This is a genomic window from Roseateles agri (assembly GCF_034043675.1).
In the GTDB taxonomy this organism is placed as follows: domain Bacteria; phylum Pseudomonadota; class Gammaproteobacteria; order Burkholderiales; family Burkholderiaceae_C; genus KK5.
The window spans coordinates 713,358-732,157 of the sequence record NZ_JAXCLA010000001.1; the positions used below are offsets into that span (position 1 = coordinate 713,358).

The window sequence follows — 18,800 nt, forward strand, 5'->3', positions numbered from 1 at the left end:
GGCCTCGCCTCGGGAAACTACCGTGTCCAGCATGTGCGACTGGCAAAATTCGCCCATGTCTTCCCCGCTCCCCTCGCTGCGCGTGCTGAGCGTCATCCCGCCGATGACGCAGCTCAACACGCCCTACCCTTCGACCGCCTACCTCACCGGCTTCCTGCGTTCGCGCGGCGTCGACGCTGTGCAGGTAGATCTGGCGTTAGGTCTCATGTTGAAGCTGTTCTCGCGCGAGGGGCTGGAACAATTGCACGAACGCACCCGGGCCGTGACAAAGCGCACGCCGGTCATCGAATGTTTCGACTCGGCCTACGCGCGCTACCGCACGACGATCGCGCCGGTGATCGCCTTCCTGCAGGGGCGCGACCCGACCTTGGCGCACCGCATCAACACGCGCCAGTTCCTGCCCGAGGGCCCGCGCTTCGCGGCGCTGGACCACTACGTCGCCGCCGATCCCGAGTCCGGCGAGGACCCGCTCGCCTGGGCCTTCGGCGCCCTGGGCCTGCAGGACCGCGCCCGCCACCTCGCCACGCTCTACCTGAACGACCTGGCCGACGTGCTGCGCGACGCGGTGGACCCGCGCTTCGAGTTCGTCCGCTATGCCGAGAAGCTCGCCACCAGCCAGCCCACCTTCGACCCGCTGGCCGAGGCGCTGGCCGCGCCGCCAAACCTCGTCGACGAGACGCTGCGCGAATTGACCGTCAGCGCCCTGGAACAGCATCGCCCGCAGGTGCTGCTGCTGTCCGTGCCCTTCCCCGGCGCCGTCTACGCGGCGCTGCGGATCGCTCAGACGGCCAAGGCACACGACCCCGGCATCGCCGTGGTGCTGGGCGGCGGCTTCGTCAACACCGAGCTGCGCGAGCTGAGCGAAGCACGCCTGTTCGACTTCGTCGACTTCGTGACCCTGGACGCCGGCGAGCGCCCGCTGCTGGCGCTGCTGGAGCACATCGGCGGCAAGCGCTCGAAGCAGCGGCTGGTGCGCACGTTCGTGCGTGAGGAGGGCCAAGTCCGCTACATCAATTTCGTCGAGCCCGACATCGCCTTCGCCGAGGTCGGCACACCCACCTGGGACGGCCTGCCGCTGCAGAGCTATCTGTCGCTGCTGGACATGCTGAACCCGATGAACCGGCTCTGGTCCGACGGACGCTGGAACAAGCTCACCGTGGCGCACGGCTGCTACTGGAAGAAGTGCAGCTTCTGCGACATCAACCTCGACTACATCTCGCGCTACGAGGGCGCCTCCGCCGCTACGCTGGTGGACCGGATCGAGACCATCGTCGCCGAGACCGGGCAGACCGGTTTCCACTTCGTCGACGAGGCTGCGCCGCCGAAGGCACTCAAGGCGCTGGCGGCCGAGCTGCAGGCGCGGCAGGTGGACATCTCCTGGTGGGGCAATATCCGCTTCGAGAAGACCTTCAGCCCCGAGCTGTGCCAGGCGCTGGCGGACAGCGGCTGCATCGCGATCTCGGGCGGCCTGGAAGTGGCCTCGGATCGACTCTTGGACCTGATGAAGAAGGGTGTCAGCGTCGAGCAGGTGGCGCGCGTCACCAAGGCCTTCAGCGACGCGGGCATCCTCGTCCACGCCTACCTGATGTACGGCTTCCCGACGCAGACGGTGCAGGACACCGTCGATGCGCTCGAATACGTACGCCAGCTGTTCGAGAACGGCTGCATCCAGAGCGGCTTCTTCCACCGCTTCGCCTGCACGGTGCACTCGCCGGTGGGCAAGTCACCCGAGGACTACGGCGTGACCCTGCTGCCGCTGCCCGACAGCCCGTTCGCGAAGAACGACGTCGGCTTCGTCGACCCGACCGGCGTCGACCACGACGAGCTGGGCCGTTCGCTGAAGAAGGCGATCTACAACTTCATGCACGGCATCGGCATCGAACAGGACGTGCGCCGCTGGTTCGACATCCGCGTGCCCAAGCCGACGGTGCCCCGGCACAAGATTGCCAAGGCGCTGGCGGCAGCCTGATGTTCAGTGGAACCGGGCGAAGACCATCAGGGTCGCGACGAACAGCGGGAGCGCCAGGCCGATGAAGGCGGCCCAGTTGCGCTCGCCGCGCTCGCCGTGCGGGGACGGCAGATCGCCGTTCTCGTGCGAGGCCTGGAGGGTTTGACCGGACAGATGGACCAGGGACATCGGGCTCATGGCGGACCTTTCGGGGTTCAAGGTGGCATGGGCGCAGTCTGATCCTCGATCACCCGGCGTGCGTATGACAGTCCGCCGCGTTTGTGGCGGATTCCGCATACCGCACAGTTTCTGCGTCGGTTGCCGTCGGCAGCTTCATCAGCGCCTGGCCCATCCGCACCCGCGCGCCCGTCACGATGCCGTCAAACAGCGTGAAGCCCTTGGGCGCGAACAGGATGATCGTGGAGCCGTGCTGGAACCAACCCATCTCCTGGCCCTTGGCGTAGCGGGCGTCGCGGCAGGGGATTTCCTTCGGGCCGCGGTAGCCCAGGTGCAGCAGCAGGTCGACGAAATGCAGGCGCAGGCTGGCCACCAGGATGGCCGCCACCGGCACGATCGCCAGTTGATGCCCGCCCGAGCGCACGCGCACCACGGCCCGCTCGTTGCGGCAGAAAAGCCGCTCGACCCGCTTCAGCGCGATCGGGTTGACGTTCCAGGTGTCCCCGCTGATGAAGGTGACGTGGTCGACCTCGCAATCCGCCGGCGCGTGGAAGCGGTGGTACATGCTGGAGGTCAGCCGCAAGGTGATGTAGCTGCCATCCTCGAAGGGCGTGATGTCCTGGCTCGGGCCGAACAGTTCCTCGATCGAGTACGGGAATCCTTTGGCCTGGAACACCTGCCGGCCGCGCACTGGCCCGCATTCGCCGACGATGCCGTCGCAGGGGCTGGCCAGCAGCGCGGGATCGGGCTCGATCGTGCGGGCGCCGGGCTTCAGCTCCCGGATGAAGCATTCGTGCAGGCTGCGGAAACCGCTCTGCTGCCGCGCCTCGCTGAGGTCCAGGTCGGTGAACATGCGCCAGATGCCGATGGACAGCCGCGCCAGCAGCGGCGAGCGGATCTGGCTGAACCAGCCCATGAAGCGGGTCAGCGCGATGCGCGGCACGCGGTTGGTGAGCAGGAAATTCAGGTCTTCCTGCTGGAGGACTTTTTGGAGTTGCTTCATCGTTTCACGGGCCTGTCAAGCAATGCTGATAAATCTCGGGCCACCGCAACACCGGCCCGACCATGGAAGAAACCTTCACCCTGTCTGCCATCGCGCTTGCCGCGCTGGCCCTGACCTTGCCGGCCGCGCGCCGCCGCCTGCAGCTCTCGCGTGCCAAGCACCGTTCGCTGGCCGGTCATTCGAAGTGGTCCAAGCGCCTGGCCCGGCTGATGCCCGGCTATGCCTACGACGAGGCCCGCTTCTTCGCCGCCGACGGCGCGCCCGCCGAGGTGATCGCGCAGCGCCGCGCCGGCTTCCAGCGCCTCTCCGGCGTCTACAAGCAGCGCTTCGCGCAGAGCATCGCGATGACGCGCGAGGCTCGCGAAGGCCTCTCGGACCTGCAGTTCACCGGCAGCTACCGCGTGCCCTTCCCCTTCAGCCCCTACCTGCGCGAGCACCTGCCCAGCGGCAGCTTCGTGCGCGCGGCGCAGGGCGTGACGGTCGAGGACATGGACGGCAATGTGCTGTACGACCTCACCGGCTCCTACGGCGTCAACGTGTTCGGCGTGGACTTCTACCGCGAGTGCATCGCCGAAGGCAGCGCGCTGGCCGCGCCGCTGGGCCCGGTGCTGGGCCTGCTGCACCCCTGCGTGGCCGACAACGTCGCGCGGCTGAAGGCGATCTCGGGTCTCGACGAAGTCTCGTTCCACATGTCGGGCACCGAGGCGGTGATGCAGGCCGTGCGTCTGGCCCGCTATCACACGAAGCGCAAGCACCTGGTGCGCTTCTGCGGCGCGTACCACGGCTGGTGGGAAGACGTGCAGCCGGGCGTCGGCAATCCGCTGCCGCCGCGCGAGACCTACACGCTGAAGGACCTGGACCCGAAGAGCCTGGAAGTGCTGCGCACGCGCAAGGACATCGCCTGCGTGCTGATCAATCCGCTGCAGGCGCTGCACCCGAACGCCAACGCGCCGGGCGACTCGGCCCTGCTGGACAGCAGCCGCCGCGCCGGCTTCGACCGCGCCGCCTACACCGCCTGGCTGAAGCAGCTGCGCGAGGTCTGCAGCGAGCGCGGCATCGTGCTGATCTTCGACGAGGTCTTCGTCGGCTTCCGTCTCGCGCCGGGCGGCGCGCAGGAGTACTTCGGCGTCAAGGCCGACATGGTCACCTACGGCAAGACGCTCGGCGGCGGTCTGCCGGTGGGCGTGGTCTGCGGCAAGCACGCGCTGATGAAGCGCTACCGCGAGGAACGCCCGGCCGACATCTGCTTCGCCCGCGGCACCTTCAACGCCCACCCCTACGTGATGGGCGCGATGAACGTGTTCCTGAAGCGGCTGGAGACCGCGACCATCCGCGCCGTCTACGACGGGCTGGAGACGCGCTGGACCGCCCGCGCCGACCGCTTCAACGCCGAGCTGATGTCGGCCGGCGTGCCGGTGCAGGTGGCGGCGCTGCAGTCGATCTGGACGGTGAGCTACACCGAACCCTCGCGCTACAACTGGATGCTGCAGTACTACCTGCGCGAGCAGGGCCTGCAGCTGTCGTGGGTGGGCACCGGCCGCTTCATCTTCAGCCTGAACTACACCGACGCCGACTTCGATGCCGTCACGCAGCGCTTCGTCTCCGCCTGCCAGCAGATGAAGAAGGACGGCTGGTGGTGGCAGGACGAGCAGCTGACGAACAAGAGCATCCGCCGCGGCATCCTGCGCGAAACGCTCGGCCATCTGTTCAAGCGCTGACGACATAGGGCACATAAGAAAGCGACCACGGAGCCCGGCTCCGTGGTCGCTTGTTTTGAGGAGGAACCGGATCAGTCGTGGCTCGTGACGTGCGTCATCGGGTCGATCAGTTCGCCGCGCAGCAGGTACAGCGGGGCGCGGTGGTACATCTTGATGTCGTGGAACGGGTCCGTGATGATCTTCGTGGCCCAAGCCAGGCCGGTCATCAGGCTCTGCTGCAGCCACAGCTGCATCACGCGAAACAGCAGGCCGCTGATGCCCAGGGCCAGCCAGGCGGTACCGACGTCATGCAGATAGCCGGTCATGTCGGTGGCCGGCTGGATCAGCCCGAACATCGAGGGCTGGAACCACAGCAGCACCGGGATCAGCGCCCACGCGGCCATCAGCACGATCTTGCGGCGGATGTTGTAGCCGATCTTGATGTCTTCCTTGTACTCGTCGGTCACGTTGTTCACGTGGTCGAAGCCGCGCGGCTCGAAGAAGAAGTGGCCGCACTGGCGGCTGGTCATCGAGACCGTCCAGGCCAGCAGCGCCGCCCAGGCCGGGTCCACGAACATCAGCCCGTAGGAGATCACGAAGCAGATCGCGCTGAGCAGGTGCAGGCTCTGGTTGATCCGGCTGTGGTGGTAGAAGCGGTGGTCGTCCCAGCGCTGCACCTGGAGAGTCTTGTAGAGGTCCTTGAAAGTCGACACTGTGTCCTCGCCCATGGAGTAGTGGAAGCGTGACGCGATGGTGACGAGCGCGCATGAAATCCACGTGACGGTTTTGCTGTCTTCGTACTGCAATGAATCCGTCATCGCTCTGTTGCATGGCGCCGTCAGCATCGCGCCACCATGCCCGCAACGCCACGCAACCCCGAGCCGGAGCGCCTTCAAGTGGATCATCTGCCCGCTGCGAGGCGCAGCCTGCGCATTGCCTTCGTGACCGAAACCTATCCGCCGGAAGTCAACGGCGTAGCGATGACGGTCGCGCGGCTCGTCGATGGCATGCACGAGCGCAACCACGACATCCAGCTGATCCGCCCGCGCCAGAACGGCAGCGATGCGGCCAGCAGCAGCGAGCGCTTCGACGAGGAGCTGGTGCTGGGCCTGCCCATTCCGCGCTACCCGAGCCTGCGCATGGGCATGCCGTCCAAGCGGGCGCTGGTGAAGCTGTGGTCGGTGCAGAGGCCGGACGTGGTGCACATCGCCACCGAAGGTGCACTGGGCTGGTCGGCGCTGCAGGCGGCCGTGCACCTGAAGCTGCCGGTGTGCTCGGACTTCCGCACCAACTTCCACGCCTACAGCGCGCACTACGGCATCGGCTGGCTGCACAAGCCCATCATGGCCTACCTGCGCAAGTTCCATAACCGCACCGGTTGCACGATGGTGCCGACCGATGCGCTGCGGCGCGACCTGCAGTCCCAGGGCTTCGAACGCCTGATGGTGGTCAGCCGCGGTGTGGACACGCGACTGTTCAACCCGCTGCGCCGCAGCGCCGAGCTGCGCGCGCAGTGGGGCGTGGCCGAGGACGACCTGGTCGTCGGCTGCGTCGGCCGCCTCGCGCCGGAGAAGAACCTCGACGCGCTGATGGCCGCCTTCGATGCGGTCCAGCGCCGCGATCCGCGCGCACGCCTGCTGTTCGTCGGCGACGGCCCGCTGCGCGCCGAACTGCAGCAGCGCTGCCCGGCGGCGATCTTTGCCGGCCAGCGCCGCGGCGAGGACCTGGCGGCGCACTACGCGTCGATGGACCTGTTCGCCTTCCCGAGCCAGACCGAGACCTTCGGGAACGTGACGACCGAGGCCATGGCCAGCGGCCTGCCCGTGGTCGCCTTCGACTACGCCGCTGCGGCGCAGCTGATCCGCCACGGCGAGAACGGCATGCTCGCGCCGCTGTCGGACCGCCAGGCCTTCATCGACGCCGCGCTCGCGCTGGCCGCCGATGCGGCGCTGCGCCGCCAGGTCGGCATCAACGCCCGCGCCAGCGCCGAGCCGCTGGACTGGGCCGGCATCGTCGCGCAGTTCGAATCGGTGCTGACCGGCGTGATGCAGCAGGGCAGCGCCCTGCCGGCCGGCCGCCTCAGCGCGGCGCTGCCTCTGGCCTGAGCGCCTGCTGGCCGGCATTGCGGCGCCGCCACTCGCGGCGCATCAGCAGCGCCAGGGCCAGCGCCACCAGCAGGCCCAGGCCGCACATCAGCGTGGCCGTCGGCACATCCAGCGCCAGCAGCGCGGCGTAGAGACCCAGCATCGCCAGCACGCTGGCGTTCTCGTTGAAGCCCTGCACGGCGATCGAACGGCCGGCTGAAAGCAGCGAATAGCCCCGGTGCTGCAGCAGCGCATTCAGCGGCACCACCATCAGCCCGCCGACCGCGCCCGTCAGCATCAGCAGCGCGATCGCGCAGGGCAGCGAGCGCGTCATCGCGACGATGGGCATCAAGAGCCCCAGCACGACGCCGAAGACCAGCATCCGCTTGGCCGCCGCCAGCGGCACCCAGCGCCCTGCGATGCCGGCGCCGACGACGACGCCCACCGCCACCGCCGCCTGCAGGATCGCCGCGCGATCGAGGCTCAGGCCCAGCGCCTCGCCGGACCAGCGCAGCACGGCGAACTGCAGGGTGGCGCCGACGCCCCAGAAGATCGTCGTCACCGCCAGCGAGAGCCCGCCATCGCGGTCGCGCCACAAGGTGCGGTTGGCCGCGGCGAAGTCGCGCACCAGCGCGCCGGGGTGGAGGCCGCAGGCCGGATAGCGCGCGCCACTGTCCGGGATGCCCAGGTTCAGGAGGCTGGCCAGCACGTAGACGCCCACCAGCACGGCCATCGGCCCGCCCAAGCCCACGCCCTCAGGCAGCAGTCCCAGCAGCCAGGGGCTCACCAGCACGCCGCCCAGCACCGCGCCGAGCAGTGCCGCGCAGACCACGGTCACCTCCAGCCAACCGTTCGCCGCCACAAGGCGTTCGGCACCACAGATCTCGGTGATCAGGCCGTACTTGGCCGGCGCGTAGGCAGCGGCGCCAAAGCCGACGATCGTGAACGCCGCCACCGGATGCAGGCCAACCAAAAGCGCCAGCACGCCGACGAGCTTGACGCCGTTCATCCAGGCCATCAGCCGCGCCTTCGGGATCGCATCGGCCAGCGGGCCGACGAAGGGCGCCAGCAACACATAGGACAAGGTGAAGCCGAACTTCAGCAGCGGCGCCCACCACGCCGGCAGACCCTGCTGCTGCATCAGCGCCATGGTGACGATCAGCAAGGCGTTGTCCGCCAATGCCGAGGCGAATTGCGCGGCGATGAGGAAGTGGAAACCGGTCGGCACGCGCGAGCAACAGAGTGTCAGGACGATGACGGATCATCGTGAACGCTTGTGAAGCCGGCATGACATGGTCCAATCCGCAACCATGAATTTCGAAGCGATCCTGTTCGACTGCGACGGCGTGCTCGTCGACTCCGAGACCATCACGCACCAGGTGCTGCGCAAGAAGCTCGGCGAAGCCGGCTGGCAGCTGAGCCTGGACGAATGCATGCGGATCTTCATCGGCAAGATGGTGCGCGACGAGGCCGCGCTGATCGAGCGCATGACCGGCCAGCCGCTGACCGATGCGTGGATGAACGACTTCCGCACCCGGCGCAACGACGCGCTGGAGCGCGAGCTGGAAGCCATCCCCGGCGCCACCGCCGCCGTGGCCGCACTGCATGCGGCGTATGGCGGCCGCATCGCATGCGCCTCCGGCGCGGACCGGCCGAAGATCGAGCTGCAACTGCGCAAGGTCGGGCTGTTCGATCTGTTCGCGAGCCGCATCTTCAGCGGCCAGGAGATGGCGCGCTCGAAGCCGGCACCGGACGTCTACCTGGCCGCGGCCGCTGCGCTGGGCGTCGACCCGAGGCACTGCGCGGTCATCGAGGACACGCCTACCGGCGTCGCCGCTGGTGTGGCGGCCGGCGCCACCGTCTTCGGCTTCAGCCCTGGCGGGCCGAGCCATGGCTCGGCCGAGTCATTGAAGAACGCCGGCGCGGCAACGGTGTTCGCCGACATGGCGGCACTGCCCGCCGTCTTGGCCGCCTGGCAGCGCTAGGGCAGCACCACGCAGGCCCACAGCCCCAGCACGGCCAGGAAGTTGATCGTGAACACGAGACCCCGGAATCGGATGTTCCGGGTCAGGATCTGGACGGCACTGTGCAGCACCCGACCGGCGATGAAGACCCAGGCCAGCGCGACGGCCGCCGTGCTGGGCGACGGCATCTGCATCAGGACCAGGCAGGCCGCGTAGAAGAACAGCGGCCACTCGAACTGGTTGGACAGGTTGGCGCTGATGCGAGGCTCCATCTCCGCCCAGGGATTGGCGCCATCCGCCCGGCGCCCGATGCCCCAGACAGCAGGCGCCCGCGCGATCGTGAGCAGCAGGTACAGCAGCGCCGCCAGCGCGACATGGGCGGCCATCGGAAGGATCAGCGGGTGGTGCATGGTCGTTTCGCCTACTGAAGCTGTCGCTCACAACTGAAGATCGAGCACGTCCCCGATCGGCACGGCCTTCCACTCCTGGTCCAGCTCGACAACCCTGGCGCGAATGGCCAGGATGTCCTCCGCGACGATGGGCAGCGGCGGGCACTGGCGCGCGCTGCAGGTGAGCCGGTACAGGTCGAGCAGCTCGGCCGGATCGCCGTTCCCGCCCGACCAGGCATCGCCCTGGACGATCTCGACCAGTCGCTCCACGCCGTCGCTCTCCGCATCGGCGCTCATCTGGAATCCGGCGGCCTCGCCATCGCGCACACGCGTCAGGAAACCGCGCCGATGCAGCGTGCCCTCGACGGCGAAGTGCACCATCTCGTGCGGAATGATGCCCTGCTTCGGGCAATCGACGGACTCGCTCGCGTCGCCGCGATGCACGACCATGCGGTCGTATTTGCCCTTGCCCTTGACGAATGAGATCTTCATGGCGTGAGTGTGCCCGCCCGCATGGCAAAAGGGGCCTCCGGATGGAGGCCCCTTTGCGTTCATCGTCATCATCAAGCCCGGCAGCCGGGCTTGCCTGGGATTACCAGCCGATGTCCTGCAGCAGACGGAAGGTCAGATCTTCCGGCGGGATGACCGAGTGGGTCAGATCGCCGCTGATCGCGTATTCCATCAGCTGGTTCGGGAACGGCGTGGTGTCGTAGTGCGACACGGACGAGCCGCTGGCGTAGACGCTGGGGGCGTACATCAGGATGTGGCCCTGTGCGTCGGCACCGGAGTACTGCGTGCCGCTGATGTTCAGCAGCGCGACGACGCCGGAGGCCGTGCGAGTGCGCTTGCCCAGCTGGGCCAGCAGCGCGGCGCCGGCGGCCTGCTCGATGCGGACCGAGGGGATCAGCACGGTGCTGTCCGAACCGCCCAGGCCGGCCGGTGCACCGGCGGCGTTGTCGGCGATCAACACGGCGGCGGCGCCGGCGTCCTGCATGTTCTTCACCTTGACGGTGAAGGCGCAGGTGCCACGGCTGACCAGGGCGATGTTGCCCTTGACGGCCAGCGCTGCCGAGCCCGAGATCGGGTCGCAGGCCAGGCTCAGCGAGCCGTCGGCATTGACGACGGGCATCACCTGACCGCTGAGGCCGGTCTTCGTCACCGGGTTGCCGAACGAGGCCTCGCCGACGGCGTAGACGCCGGCGGCGGTGCCGGCGTTCGTGCCGCTGATCGTCAGGCCGGGCTGGCCCTGGCGCAGCACGCTCGGCACCGCAGCGGTGACCAGCGGGCCGGCCCAGTACAGCTTGTCCACGCTCAGGGCCGAGGCCTTGCGCTGGGCGGCCGTCATGTTGGCCCAGGTCAGGCCCGTGGCCGAGCCGGTCAGGTAGTAGTCCCAGGCCGACGGATAGCCGCTGCTGAATGCACCGGTCGAGCCGTTGGTGAAGGTCTGGAAGCCCAGGCCGTGCGCCATTTCGTGCAGCAGCGTGGCGACGAAGTCGATGTCGTTGCCGTGGGCGGCGTCCAAGCCCAGGTACCAGTGCGTGCCGTCCAGGCAGCCGGTGTTGCCCAGGTTCACGTTGAAGTTGGCGTTGATCTGCGCCGCGTTCGCGGTACCCAGGTAGGCGCCAGCCAGCTTGTTCGCCAGCGCGTACGAGTACCAGGTGTTGGTGCGCGGCGCGTTGGCGAAGTTGCGGAACGTGGACGTCGCGCCGGCGCTGCCCAAGGTGGCGCTGGCCGAGTCGCAGGTCAGCGCGGAGAACTGCGCGTTGATGACGATCGGCTGCGTGCTGGTCAGCGTGGCGCCCCAGATGTTGGCGGCGTGGGTGAAGGCGATCAGGCGCTGCTGGCCGATCGTCGTGCCGTTGTTGCCACCGACCGGCGTAGCCGGCGTGCTGTCATTGAAGCCGATGCCGGCGGCATTGACGTTGTTGATGACGATGGTGGCGGCGGCCTGAGCCTGGCCGGCAAGGGCCAGCAGCGCACCGGCGAAGGCGACGGTTCCGAAGGCGGTCTTGATCATGCTGTTCTTCTCACTTGACTTCATGGCTGTGTTCCTGCGCCTTGGCGGCCTTGAAGGCCTTCTTGTCGAGGACGGCGGCGTCGGCGGCGGTCTTGCCGGTCACGCAGGCGGTGTCCAGCGTGCCGTCGTCGTTGCGACGCGCGACCGAGAAGATCTGCGTGTCTTCGGTCAGCTCCTGCTCGACGCTGCCGTCGGCGTGCTGGATCGGCTGCGGATTGAGCGTGCCGGTGCGCAGGCCGCGTGCGCCGGTGAGGCGACTTTTGGCTGCGGCCTTGGCGTCGAGCGCCTTGGTTTCGTCGGCGGTCGGGGCGCGCAGCGCGCCGGTGACGGGGTCCTTGGCGACGCGCTGGGCGGCCGATTGGGCCTGGGCGGCGGGCGTGGAGATCAGGGCGGCGACGGCGATCGCCGCGGCCAGGCCGATGCGGCCTTGGGCGTTATGGATAGACATGGTTTGTCCTTTGTTCGTGCGGGTGCGGCTCAGGAAGCCTTGCGGCGACGCAGCATGGCCAGACCTGCCAGGCCCATGGCCATCAGGCCGTAGGTGGCGGGTTCCGGAACGGCGCTGACCGAGACGGTGTCGATGCCCAGCGAGTTGGCGTTGTTGGCATCGGCCACGAGATATTCGAAGGCGATGCGGCCGGTCGCGGCGCTGGGCAGCGTCACCGTGTACTGCGTCCAGTCGGCGGTGCTGGCGGTGACCGAGGCCAGGATCGTCGTGAAGCCGGAGGTGGCGCTGCCGGAGCCGGCGCTGAACAGCACGCTGAAGCTATCGGCGAAGCCGGCCACGTCTTCGGTGCGGGCGTAGAAGCTCAGCACGGTGCTGCCGCCCAAGGAGATGACCGGGCTGATCAGCCAGTTGTCGATGCTGCCGGAGCCCAGATCAGCGCTCAAGTAAGTGGCCTGCGCGTAGGAAGTCTCGGCTCCGCTCTGCGCGGCGTAGCTGGCGTCGCCAATGCCTTGCGACCAGCTCTTGCCGACGGGCGAACTCAGGTTAGTCTGAATCCAGCCAGACTTGACGAAGTCATCGAAACCTTCCGTGAACACCACGCCGTTCGCGTGTGCTGCGCCCGCCAGGGCCAGGGCCGATAAGCCCAGGGTCAATTTGTTGCCGAATTTCATGAAATTCCCATCTCGGTTGCACGATCGACCGGCCGCTGAATTGGGTATTTCAGTGAAATAAAACCGGTCTCGTCTTCCCATTTGGGTTCATGCGGGCGCTGTCGTAAAGAACCGTTTCCCCTGAAGCCGGCCCCTCGATCGCGGGGGCGGGAAAGTCTTGACTGGGCGAGGCATCGACGCTTTGCTAGCGCGAATTTGTCGCCGCGGACACATAGGAATGACAGTGAAAGTTAACAAAAATTCACGATCAAATGCGCGCGCGATACAGGACGCTCTGCTCGAAATGCATGAATTTCATTCGGGCTGACCGCATCCCGACTGTTGCATCTTCCCAACTGGTCCGAGGTGTCCGACTTCTTGCAATTTCCCTGGTTTGGGCGCATGTCGCCCAAACAGGAGTGCATCGCGTCACCTATGCAGCGCCGAAGCCTTGTTCTCCCAGTTCGCGACGTAGGGCGTCAGGTCCGCCGCGGGAATCGCCGGGCTGTAGTGCCAGCCCTGGAACATGTCGCAGCCCAGTTCCTGCAGCAGGGCCTGCTGCTCCGCGGTCTCGACGAACTCGGCGATCACATGGACATGCTGGGCACGTCCCAGCCCGGCGATGCAGCGGACGATGTCGCGATCGACCTCGTTGGTCAGCACTTCGCGCGTGAGACGGCCATCGAGCTTGATCGAATGCAGACGGAAGCGGTGCATGTAGAGCAGCGACGTGCATCCCATCCCGAAATCGTCCATCGACAGGGCCACACCCATCGCCTGCAGCGCCTGCAGGGTTTGTTCGGACTGGGGCGACGACGACAGCGACTGCCCTTCGGTGATCTCGATGTCCAGATCCTGCGGGCTGACGCCATGGCGTCGAAGCGCCTGCCACACGGTCGTGGCCCAGGCCGGGTCGTCGAGCTGACGGGGAGACATGTTGATCGACACCTTGAACCCGGCGAACCCAGCGTCCCGCCACCGCCGCGTGTCCGCGCAGGCCTGGTCCAGGACCCAGCCGCCGATGTCGTGGATCAGCTCGCATTCTTCGGCGATGTTGATGATCGCGGCGGGCGGAATCGGGCCGAAGCTGGCATGGGTCCACCGCAGCAGCGCCTCGACCCCCACGACGCGGCCATCCGCGTCGTGCTGAGGTTGATAGGCCAAACGGACCCGTGAGGAGCCGAGATCGGCCTGGAAATCGCGATGCAGGCAGCGGGCCACGGCCCCCACGGCATCCGGCCGGTCGATCAATCGCGTGGACTCACCCGTGCGCTCACGCATCAACTCGTTCATCGCGGCCTTCAGGTTCCTACCATGGCGCTCGGCGCGGAGCCGTTCAAGCTGACGCAGGAAGGGCGCGTAGATGGCGGTGCTGACCACCAGACCCATCAGTTGCACCAGCGTGCCGTGCCAGGACTCGGTCATCAGGTAGCCCGAGACCAGCATCGGCATCGACCAGGGCACGGCCTGCCCATCGAGCACGATGAACCCCAGGCGAAACGCCACCAGCGCGATGGCGCAGTTCGCCAACGGTGCCAGGATGAACGGGAGCAGCAAGGATCGGCTGAGTACCAGCGGAATGCCGAACAGCAGCAGTTCGTTCACGTTGAACAGCGCGGGCACGATGGAGTACAGGGCGAGCCTGCGCAAGTTCGCATCGCGCCCCCGGAACGCACAGTAGAGGATCAGGCCCCAGGTCGCCCCCGCTCCGCCGAGGTGGGCGAAGGCGTTCATGAACATCGGAGTCGCAGCGACGTTCGACCACAGGACCTGCTCGGGAGCCATCAGGGACGAACTCGCCGAAGCGAGGTGCAGGAGCAATTGGCCACCGTTCACCCCGATCGCCCACAAGAGCTGATTGAACAGCACCGAAACCATGTTCAGCCACTCTGGACCCAGGGACTGAAACCAGGGCGCGAGATGCGGTAGCAGCCCGCTGACGCACCAGCCCAGCCACAACGAGCACAGGTAGTAGCCGCCGCCGACCAGCAGCAATGCCGAGCCCGCCGTGAAGGTGAGGTGCAGGGAGTCGCGCAGATGCACGCCGGTGTCGAGAACATTCAGCTCCGTGTGCAGGGGGAATCGATGATTGAGCCAAAGGATCACTTCCGCCGTGGCCACACCCACGACCAAGCTCTGGAACGCGCTGACGTAGCCCAGGGACTGCAGGTTCGCGCCGCCGGTCGACCAGACGGACAGGACGAACACCGCGGCGGCAACCGAGGCGACCGTGGCCATGCCTCGGAGCTCTGTCGAGTCGTCCGGCCGGTGCAGCAGATTCATCGTCCGCGCGGACACCGACATGGCACCGAACAGGCCCATCATCCCCATCGTCGACTGGAACACCAGCAGGGCGCCCCGCATCCAGCCCGGGCCGAACCAGGCGCTCATGGCGTCGATGAAGGGCGGGTAAGGCACGCTGGCCAGCGACAGCGCCAAGGCCCCGACGACCGTGAGCGGCAACAGCGCCACGTAGGCCTCACGTATGGCCGTCACCCACAGCGCCAGACGCGCCTGAATCGCCCCCCCGGCATGCAAAGCCCACCCGTGCGAAGCCCATTTTCGGCTGGCTTCTGGCGAAGCGAACTCGGCGTCCATGACCCACCTCCCCGACTGCTGGTTGTGAGAGCGCAGCCCCCTGCCGCAAGGATGACCCCGCGATGCGGGATTCACGACATGACCCATGTCTCAGCGGCGAAGAGCCTTCGGCCTCGCCCCCGAGGTTGCAAGACCTGACCCTATCGTCGCGGGGTTTGGCCCTGAGCACAAGCGGGCGGGAATCCACCGCGGCGGTACTCGATGGCCGGAGCTAGAGACCTTTGACTCGCTTCAAGTCCGCATCTCGCTAGAGAAAACCAGATCCCCCGGTCCGTAGCTGAGCAAGGTGGGAAATGGTGCAGTCACCTCGACGTACCCACTCCGCACCAGCAGGGCCTGACATCTGAGGTTGGCAGGGACAGTTGTTGCCCAGAAGCCGGATACGCCCCAGCGATGACGCACCTCGCTTTGCAGCCATGCAAGACCTTCCGTCGCATAGCCCTTGCCCCAGTGCCGCGCTCCAAAGAGAAATGCGACTTCGGCGATCCCGTCATGAACGGTCGCCTCCAGGCGCCCGAGCATCTGATTTGTTCCCGCATGACGGACCAGGAAATTCAACCAAGACTCGTCGGATCGACTCGGCGGGGGCCCCGCAATGGCGCGAGACAGGCCAAGCCTGAAATCTTCGAGCGAGGGGAGATCGTCCTCGATGTACTCAAGCACCTCGGGTCTCAGCAACTCAAGCGCGAGTGCATCCAGGTGATCGGTCCGGAGAGGCTCGAAGATGAGGCGAGGGTTCCGTGTGGACTGCATGCGGCCCCATGTTCACACTCCGCGGGCGTGCGAAGGATTGGATCCTATGAATCGACATCGAAGTCTTCGCCAAGCGCAAAATCCCCACGCTTGAATGCCGCGATAACGGCCATCGCTTCCGGAACGAATTGCTCTGGTACTCACAAACAGGCTCCACCGACAGCGCCGGCCAGCAGCGAGGGTGCCTGCACGAGATTCGTATCACCCGCTTCAGCAGGTACTCCAGCCGCCTGGAGGCAGGAGCAAAGCATGTGCGCCTCCGTCGGCGTGAGGTAGCGAGCGACGATTTTCATGTCGCCGTGATAGGGGCCGTCAGCCTCAATGGGGAGATCCTGTGGATCTGAACTCACGAGCCATTCTCACAAGCTATTGCCGCCGGCTATTTTCCCGCCCCGACCGTCACCCACCGCAGTTCCAGCCAGTTGTCCGGCCGGTGCACCACCGTCACATTGCTGCGCGCGGCCCAGGGAATGAACTGCCGGTGCAGCGGGATGTAGTGGACCTGGTCCTGCTCGCGCAGGAAGGCCTTCTTCACCAGGTCCTCGCGCTTCTTCGGGTCGGCCTCCTTCGATGACGCGACGACCAGCGCGTCGAGTTCGTCGTCCTTGAAGTTGCCGCGGTTGTATTCGCCCTGGCCGTTCGGGCCGCGGTTGCGGAAGTGGGTGGTGAAGATCGGTTCGGCGTCGGTGATCGAGCCACCCCAGCCGAACATGTAGGCACTGGTATCCAGCTTCTCGAGCTTGGGGAAGACGATGGCCTTGGGCTGCGCGTTGACGCTGACCTTCAGGCCCAGCTTGGCCCACTGCGAGGCCAGGGTCACGCAGATGCGCTCGTCGTTGACGTAGCGGTCGTTCGTGCAGTCGAGCGTGAAGCCGAAGCCGCTCGGGTAGCCGGCCTCGGCCAGCAGTTTCTTCGCCGCGTCGAGGTCGTAGGGCAGGCGCTTCTCGATCTGCGCGTCGTTGTAGTCGCCCAGCGGCGAAGGCACGACGGCGCCGGTGGGCGCCGACTGGCCGTTCATCAGCTTGGCCTTGATCGTCTCGATGTCGATCGCCTGGTACAGCGCGCGGCGCACGCGCACGTCCTTGAACGGGTTCTTGCCCTTGACGTCGCCGTACAGCAATTGGTCGCGGCCCTGGTCCAGGCCGATGAAGATGACGCGGTTCTCCGGCCCGTTGACGATCTTGACGCCCGGCGTGCGCGAGAGCCGCTCGATGTCGCGCGGGGCCGGATCGAGCACGAAATCCACCTCGCCGGAGACCAGCGCCGCGGTGCGCGTCGCATCGCTCTTGATCGGCGTGTAGATCACTTCCTGCACATTGCCTTCGATCTTGCCCCAGTAGTTCGGGTTGCGCTTGAGCACGGTCTTGGCGTCGGCCGCGCGGCTGACCAGCATGAAGGGCCCGGTGCCGTTGGCGTGGAAGGCGGTGTAGCTCTCCTCCTTGGCGGAGAAATCCTGCGTCTTGGTGGCCTTGTGCTCCTCGGCCCAGCCGCGGCTCATGATGTAGACCGTGGTCACGTGCTGCAGAAAGATCGGGTTGACCTGCTTCAGCGTGAACTCCACGGTCAGGTCGTCGATCTTCTTCGGCTCGCCCAGCGCGTTGGCGTACACCGCCACCTGCGAGCTGGGTTGCTTCGCGCGATTGACCGAGAACACCACGTCGTCCGCGGTGAAGGGCCGGCCATCGTGGAACTTCACGCCCGGCCGCAGCTTGAACACCCACTTCAGCGGCCCGGTCTGCTTCCACTCGGTGGCCAGCTGCGGCACGAGGTTCAGGTTCTGGTCGCGCGTGGCGAGGAACTCGTGGATCTGGCCGTTGACCGTGTTGGTCAAGGTCTCGTTCTGCGCGAACGGGTCCAGCGTCAGCACATCGCCGGCACTGGCCCAGCGGAAGGTCTGCGCATGCAGCGCCGCGCAGGCGGCCAGGGCGAGCGCCCCCACGAAGAGCTTGTTCTTGTTCATCGGCACATCTTTCCTCTTCGAAACTTGACTGGCCCGCATTCTCGGCCAGCGGGCAATTCCCCTGCCGGACCGGCTCTTGCGGCTCTTGTGTCGAGCTCGACACAAAGTCGCTACGCGGATGACAAGCGCCACCGCTGCAATGGCGTCATGCAGCACGATCACGACCAGGGCCTGGCCCACGACCTCGAAGAACTGGGCAAGGAAGCCACCCGCCAGCGCCGCCGCATCGCGCTGGCCTGGCTGGCCAGCGCCGCGGGCTTCGGCACGATGACCTTGCTCGGTTGCGGCGGCGGTGGAGGAGACACCAGCAGCAGCACGACAACCGACAGCGGCACCGGCACCGGCTCGGGCACCGGCACGAGCACGGGCGGCACCACGACGACGACCACCACCAGCAGCTGCTCGGTGATCCCCGAAGAAACCAACGGCCCCTACCCGGCCGACGGGTCCAACACTGCCAACGGCTCGATCGCCAACGTGCTGGTGCAGAGCGGCATCGTGCGCAGCGACATCCGCAGCAGTTTCGGCGGGAGCAGCAGCACCGTCGCCGGCGGCGTGCCGCTGACGCTGAACCTGAAGCTGGTCAATGCCAGCGCCTCCTGCACCGATCTCTCCGGCTATGCCGTCTACGTCTGGCATTGCGACCGCGAGGGCCGCTACTCGATGTACAGCAGCGGCGTGACCAACGAGAACTATCTGCGCGGCGTGCAGGTCAGCGCCAGCGACGGCACACTGAGCTTCACCACCGTCTTCCCTGCCTGCTACTCGGGCCGCATGCCACACATCCACGTCGAGGTCTACGCCAGCGCCGCCACGGCCACCGCCTACACGAAGGCCCTGAAGACCACGCAGATCGCCTTCCCGACCGATGTCTGCAACACCGTCTACAACAACGCCACCGGCTACAGCGCCAGCATCGCGAACTTCTCGCGCATCAGCTTTTCCAGCGACATGGTGTTCAGCGACGGCGTCACGCTGGAAATGGCGACCGTCACCGGTGACCTGACGAATGGCTACACGGCCGCATTGACGATGGCCGTCGCCGCATGAAAGACAACACGATGCGAATTCCAATCCGGGCCGAGCGCCGGGCCGCTCCCAAGCCGGCCCAC

17 protein-coding genes are annotated in these 18,800 nt (G+C 66.8%); 5 read left to right on the plus strand and 12 right to left on the minus strand.

What is annotated here, in order from left to right; all coding sequences use genetic code 11:
- Positions 1–55 precede the first annotated feature (55 nt).
- Complete coding sequence (locus tag SNE35_RS03145) at positions 56–1,969, plus strand: B12-binding domain-containing radical SAM protein (RefSeq protein ID WP_320421372.1); 1,914 nt, start codon at positions 56–58, stop codon at positions 1,967–1,969.
- Between the two features lie 3 nt (positions 1,970–1,972).
- On the opposite strand, the gene SNE35_RS03150 is transcribed toward SNE35_RS03145, so the two are convergent.
- Together SNE35_RS03150 and asd are read right to left on the minus strand one after the other, a co-directional pair.
- Positions 1,973–2,146 carry a hypothetical protein gene (locus tag SNE35_RS03150; RefSeq protein ID WP_320421373.1) on the minus strand — a complete coding sequence of 58 codons (174 nt, stop codon included), beginning with the start codon at positions 2,144–2,146 and terminating at the stop codon, positions 1,973–1,975.
- 49 nt (positions 2,147–2,195) lie between these two features.
- A complete protein-coding gene (gene asd / locus SNE35_RS03155; protein WP_320421374.1) occupies positions 2,196–3,128 on the minus strand; it encodes an archaetidylserine decarboxylase in 933 nt (310 codons plus the stop codon).
- A 62-nt stretch (positions 3,129–3,190) separates the two neighbouring features.
- Between asd and SNE35_RS03160 the strand changes: the two genes are divergently transcribed.
- Entirely contained in the window at positions 3,191–4,846 is a 1,656-nt protein-coding gene (locus SNE35_RS03160; RefSeq protein ID WP_320421375.1) for an aminotransferase class III-fold pyridoxal phosphate-dependent enzyme, read from the plus strand.
- Between the two features lie 71 nt (positions 4,847–4,917).
- On the opposite strand, the gene SNE35_RS03165 is transcribed toward SNE35_RS03160, so the two are convergent.
- Entirely contained in the window at positions 4,918–5,643 is a 726-nt protein-coding gene (locus tag SNE35_RS03165; RefSeq protein ID WP_320421376.1) for a hypothetical protein, read from the minus strand.
- A 36-nt stretch (positions 5,644–5,679) separates the two neighbouring features.
- On the opposite strand from SNE35_RS03165, the gene SNE35_RS03170 reads away from it, so the two are divergent.
- On the plus strand, positions 5,680–6,930 hold the full coding sequence (locus SNE35_RS03170) for a glycosyltransferase family 4 protein (protein WP_320421377.1): 1,251 nt from the start codon (positions 5,680–5,682) through the stop codon (positions 6,928–6,930).
- On the opposite strand, the gene lplT is transcribed toward SNE35_RS03170, so the two are convergent.
- Positions 6,905–8,137, minus strand: coding sequence for a lysophospholipid transporter LplT (gene lplT / locus SNE35_RS03175; RefSeq protein ID WP_320421378.1), 1,233 nt, complete (start codon positions 8,135–8,137; stop codon positions 6,905–6,907). The two genes, SNE35_RS03170 and lplT, sit on opposite strands and share 26 nt — an antisense overlap.
- Before the next feature lie 82 nt (positions 8,138–8,219).
- Here lplT and SNE35_RS03180 point away from each other — a divergent pair, with 82 nt between their 5' ends.
- Positions 8,220–8,894 carry an HAD family hydrolase gene (locus tag SNE35_RS03180; protein ID WP_320421379.1) on the plus strand — a complete coding sequence of 225 codons (675 nt, stop codon included), beginning with the start codon at positions 8,220–8,222 and terminating at the stop codon, positions 8,892–8,894.
- Here SNE35_RS03180 and SNE35_RS03185 read toward each other — a convergent pair.
- From SNE35_RS03185 to SNE35_RS03220, 8 genes are all read right to left on the minus strand, one after another.
- A complete protein-coding gene (locus SNE35_RS03185; protein ID WP_320421380.1) occupies positions 8,891–9,283 on the minus strand; it encodes an MAPEG family protein in 393 nt (130 codons plus the stop codon). The genes SNE35_RS03180 and SNE35_RS03185 overlap by 4 nt on opposite strands.
- A 27-nt stretch (positions 9,284–9,310) precedes the next feature.
- Positions 9,311–9,754, minus strand: coding sequence for a hypothetical protein (locus tag SNE35_RS03190; RefSeq protein ID WP_320421381.1), 444 nt, complete (start codon positions 9,752–9,754; stop codon positions 9,311–9,313).
- Positions 9,755–9,854: 100 nt separating this feature from the next.
- Positions 9,855–11,279, minus strand: a complete 1,425-nt coding sequence (locus SNE35_RS03195; RefSeq protein ID WP_320421382.1) for a PA domain-containing protein — start codon at positions 11,277–11,279, stop codon at positions 9,855–9,857.
- A 10-nt stretch (positions 11,280–11,289) separates the two neighbouring features.
- Complete coding sequence (locus SNE35_RS03200) at positions 11,290–11,727, minus strand: post-PEP-CTERM-1 domain-containing protein (protein WP_320421384.1); 438 nt, start codon at positions 11,725–11,727, stop codon at positions 11,290–11,292.
- Between the two features lie 29 nt (positions 11,728–11,756).
- Positions 11,757–12,398 (minus strand): choice-of-anchor J family PEP-CTERM protein, encoded by a 642-nt coding sequence (locus SNE35_RS03205; RefSeq protein WP_320421385.1) that lies wholly within the window; start codon positions 12,396–12,398, stop codon positions 11,757–11,759.
- A gap of 408 nt (positions 12,399–12,806) precedes the next feature.
- A complete protein-coding gene (locus SNE35_RS03210) occupies positions 12,807–14,975 on the minus strand; it encodes an EAL domain-containing protein (protein WP_320421386.1) in 2,169 nt (722 codons plus the stop codon).
- Positions 14,976–15,206: 231 nt separating this feature from the next.
- Positions 15,207–15,728 (minus strand): GNAT family N-acetyltransferase, encoded by a 522-nt coding sequence (locus SNE35_RS03215; RefSeq protein WP_320421387.1) that lies wholly within the window; start codon positions 15,726–15,728, stop codon positions 15,207–15,209.
- A gap of 379 nt (positions 15,729–16,107) precedes the next feature.
- Positions 16,108–17,688: an ABC transporter substrate-binding protein gene (locus tag SNE35_RS03220; RefSeq protein WP_320421388.1), complete on the minus strand. Its 1,581-nt coding sequence runs from the start codon at positions 17,686–17,688 to the stop codon at positions 16,108–16,110.
- A gap of 147 nt (positions 17,689–17,835) precedes the next feature.
- Between SNE35_RS03220 and SNE35_RS03225 the strand changes: the two genes are divergently transcribed.
- Positions 17,836–18,738 carry a dioxygenase family protein gene (locus SNE35_RS03225; protein WP_320421389.1) on the plus strand — a complete coding sequence of 301 codons (903 nt, stop codon included), beginning with the start codon at positions 17,836–17,838 and terminating at the stop codon, positions 18,736–18,738.
- Positions 18,739–18,800: the final 62 nt, after the last annotated feature.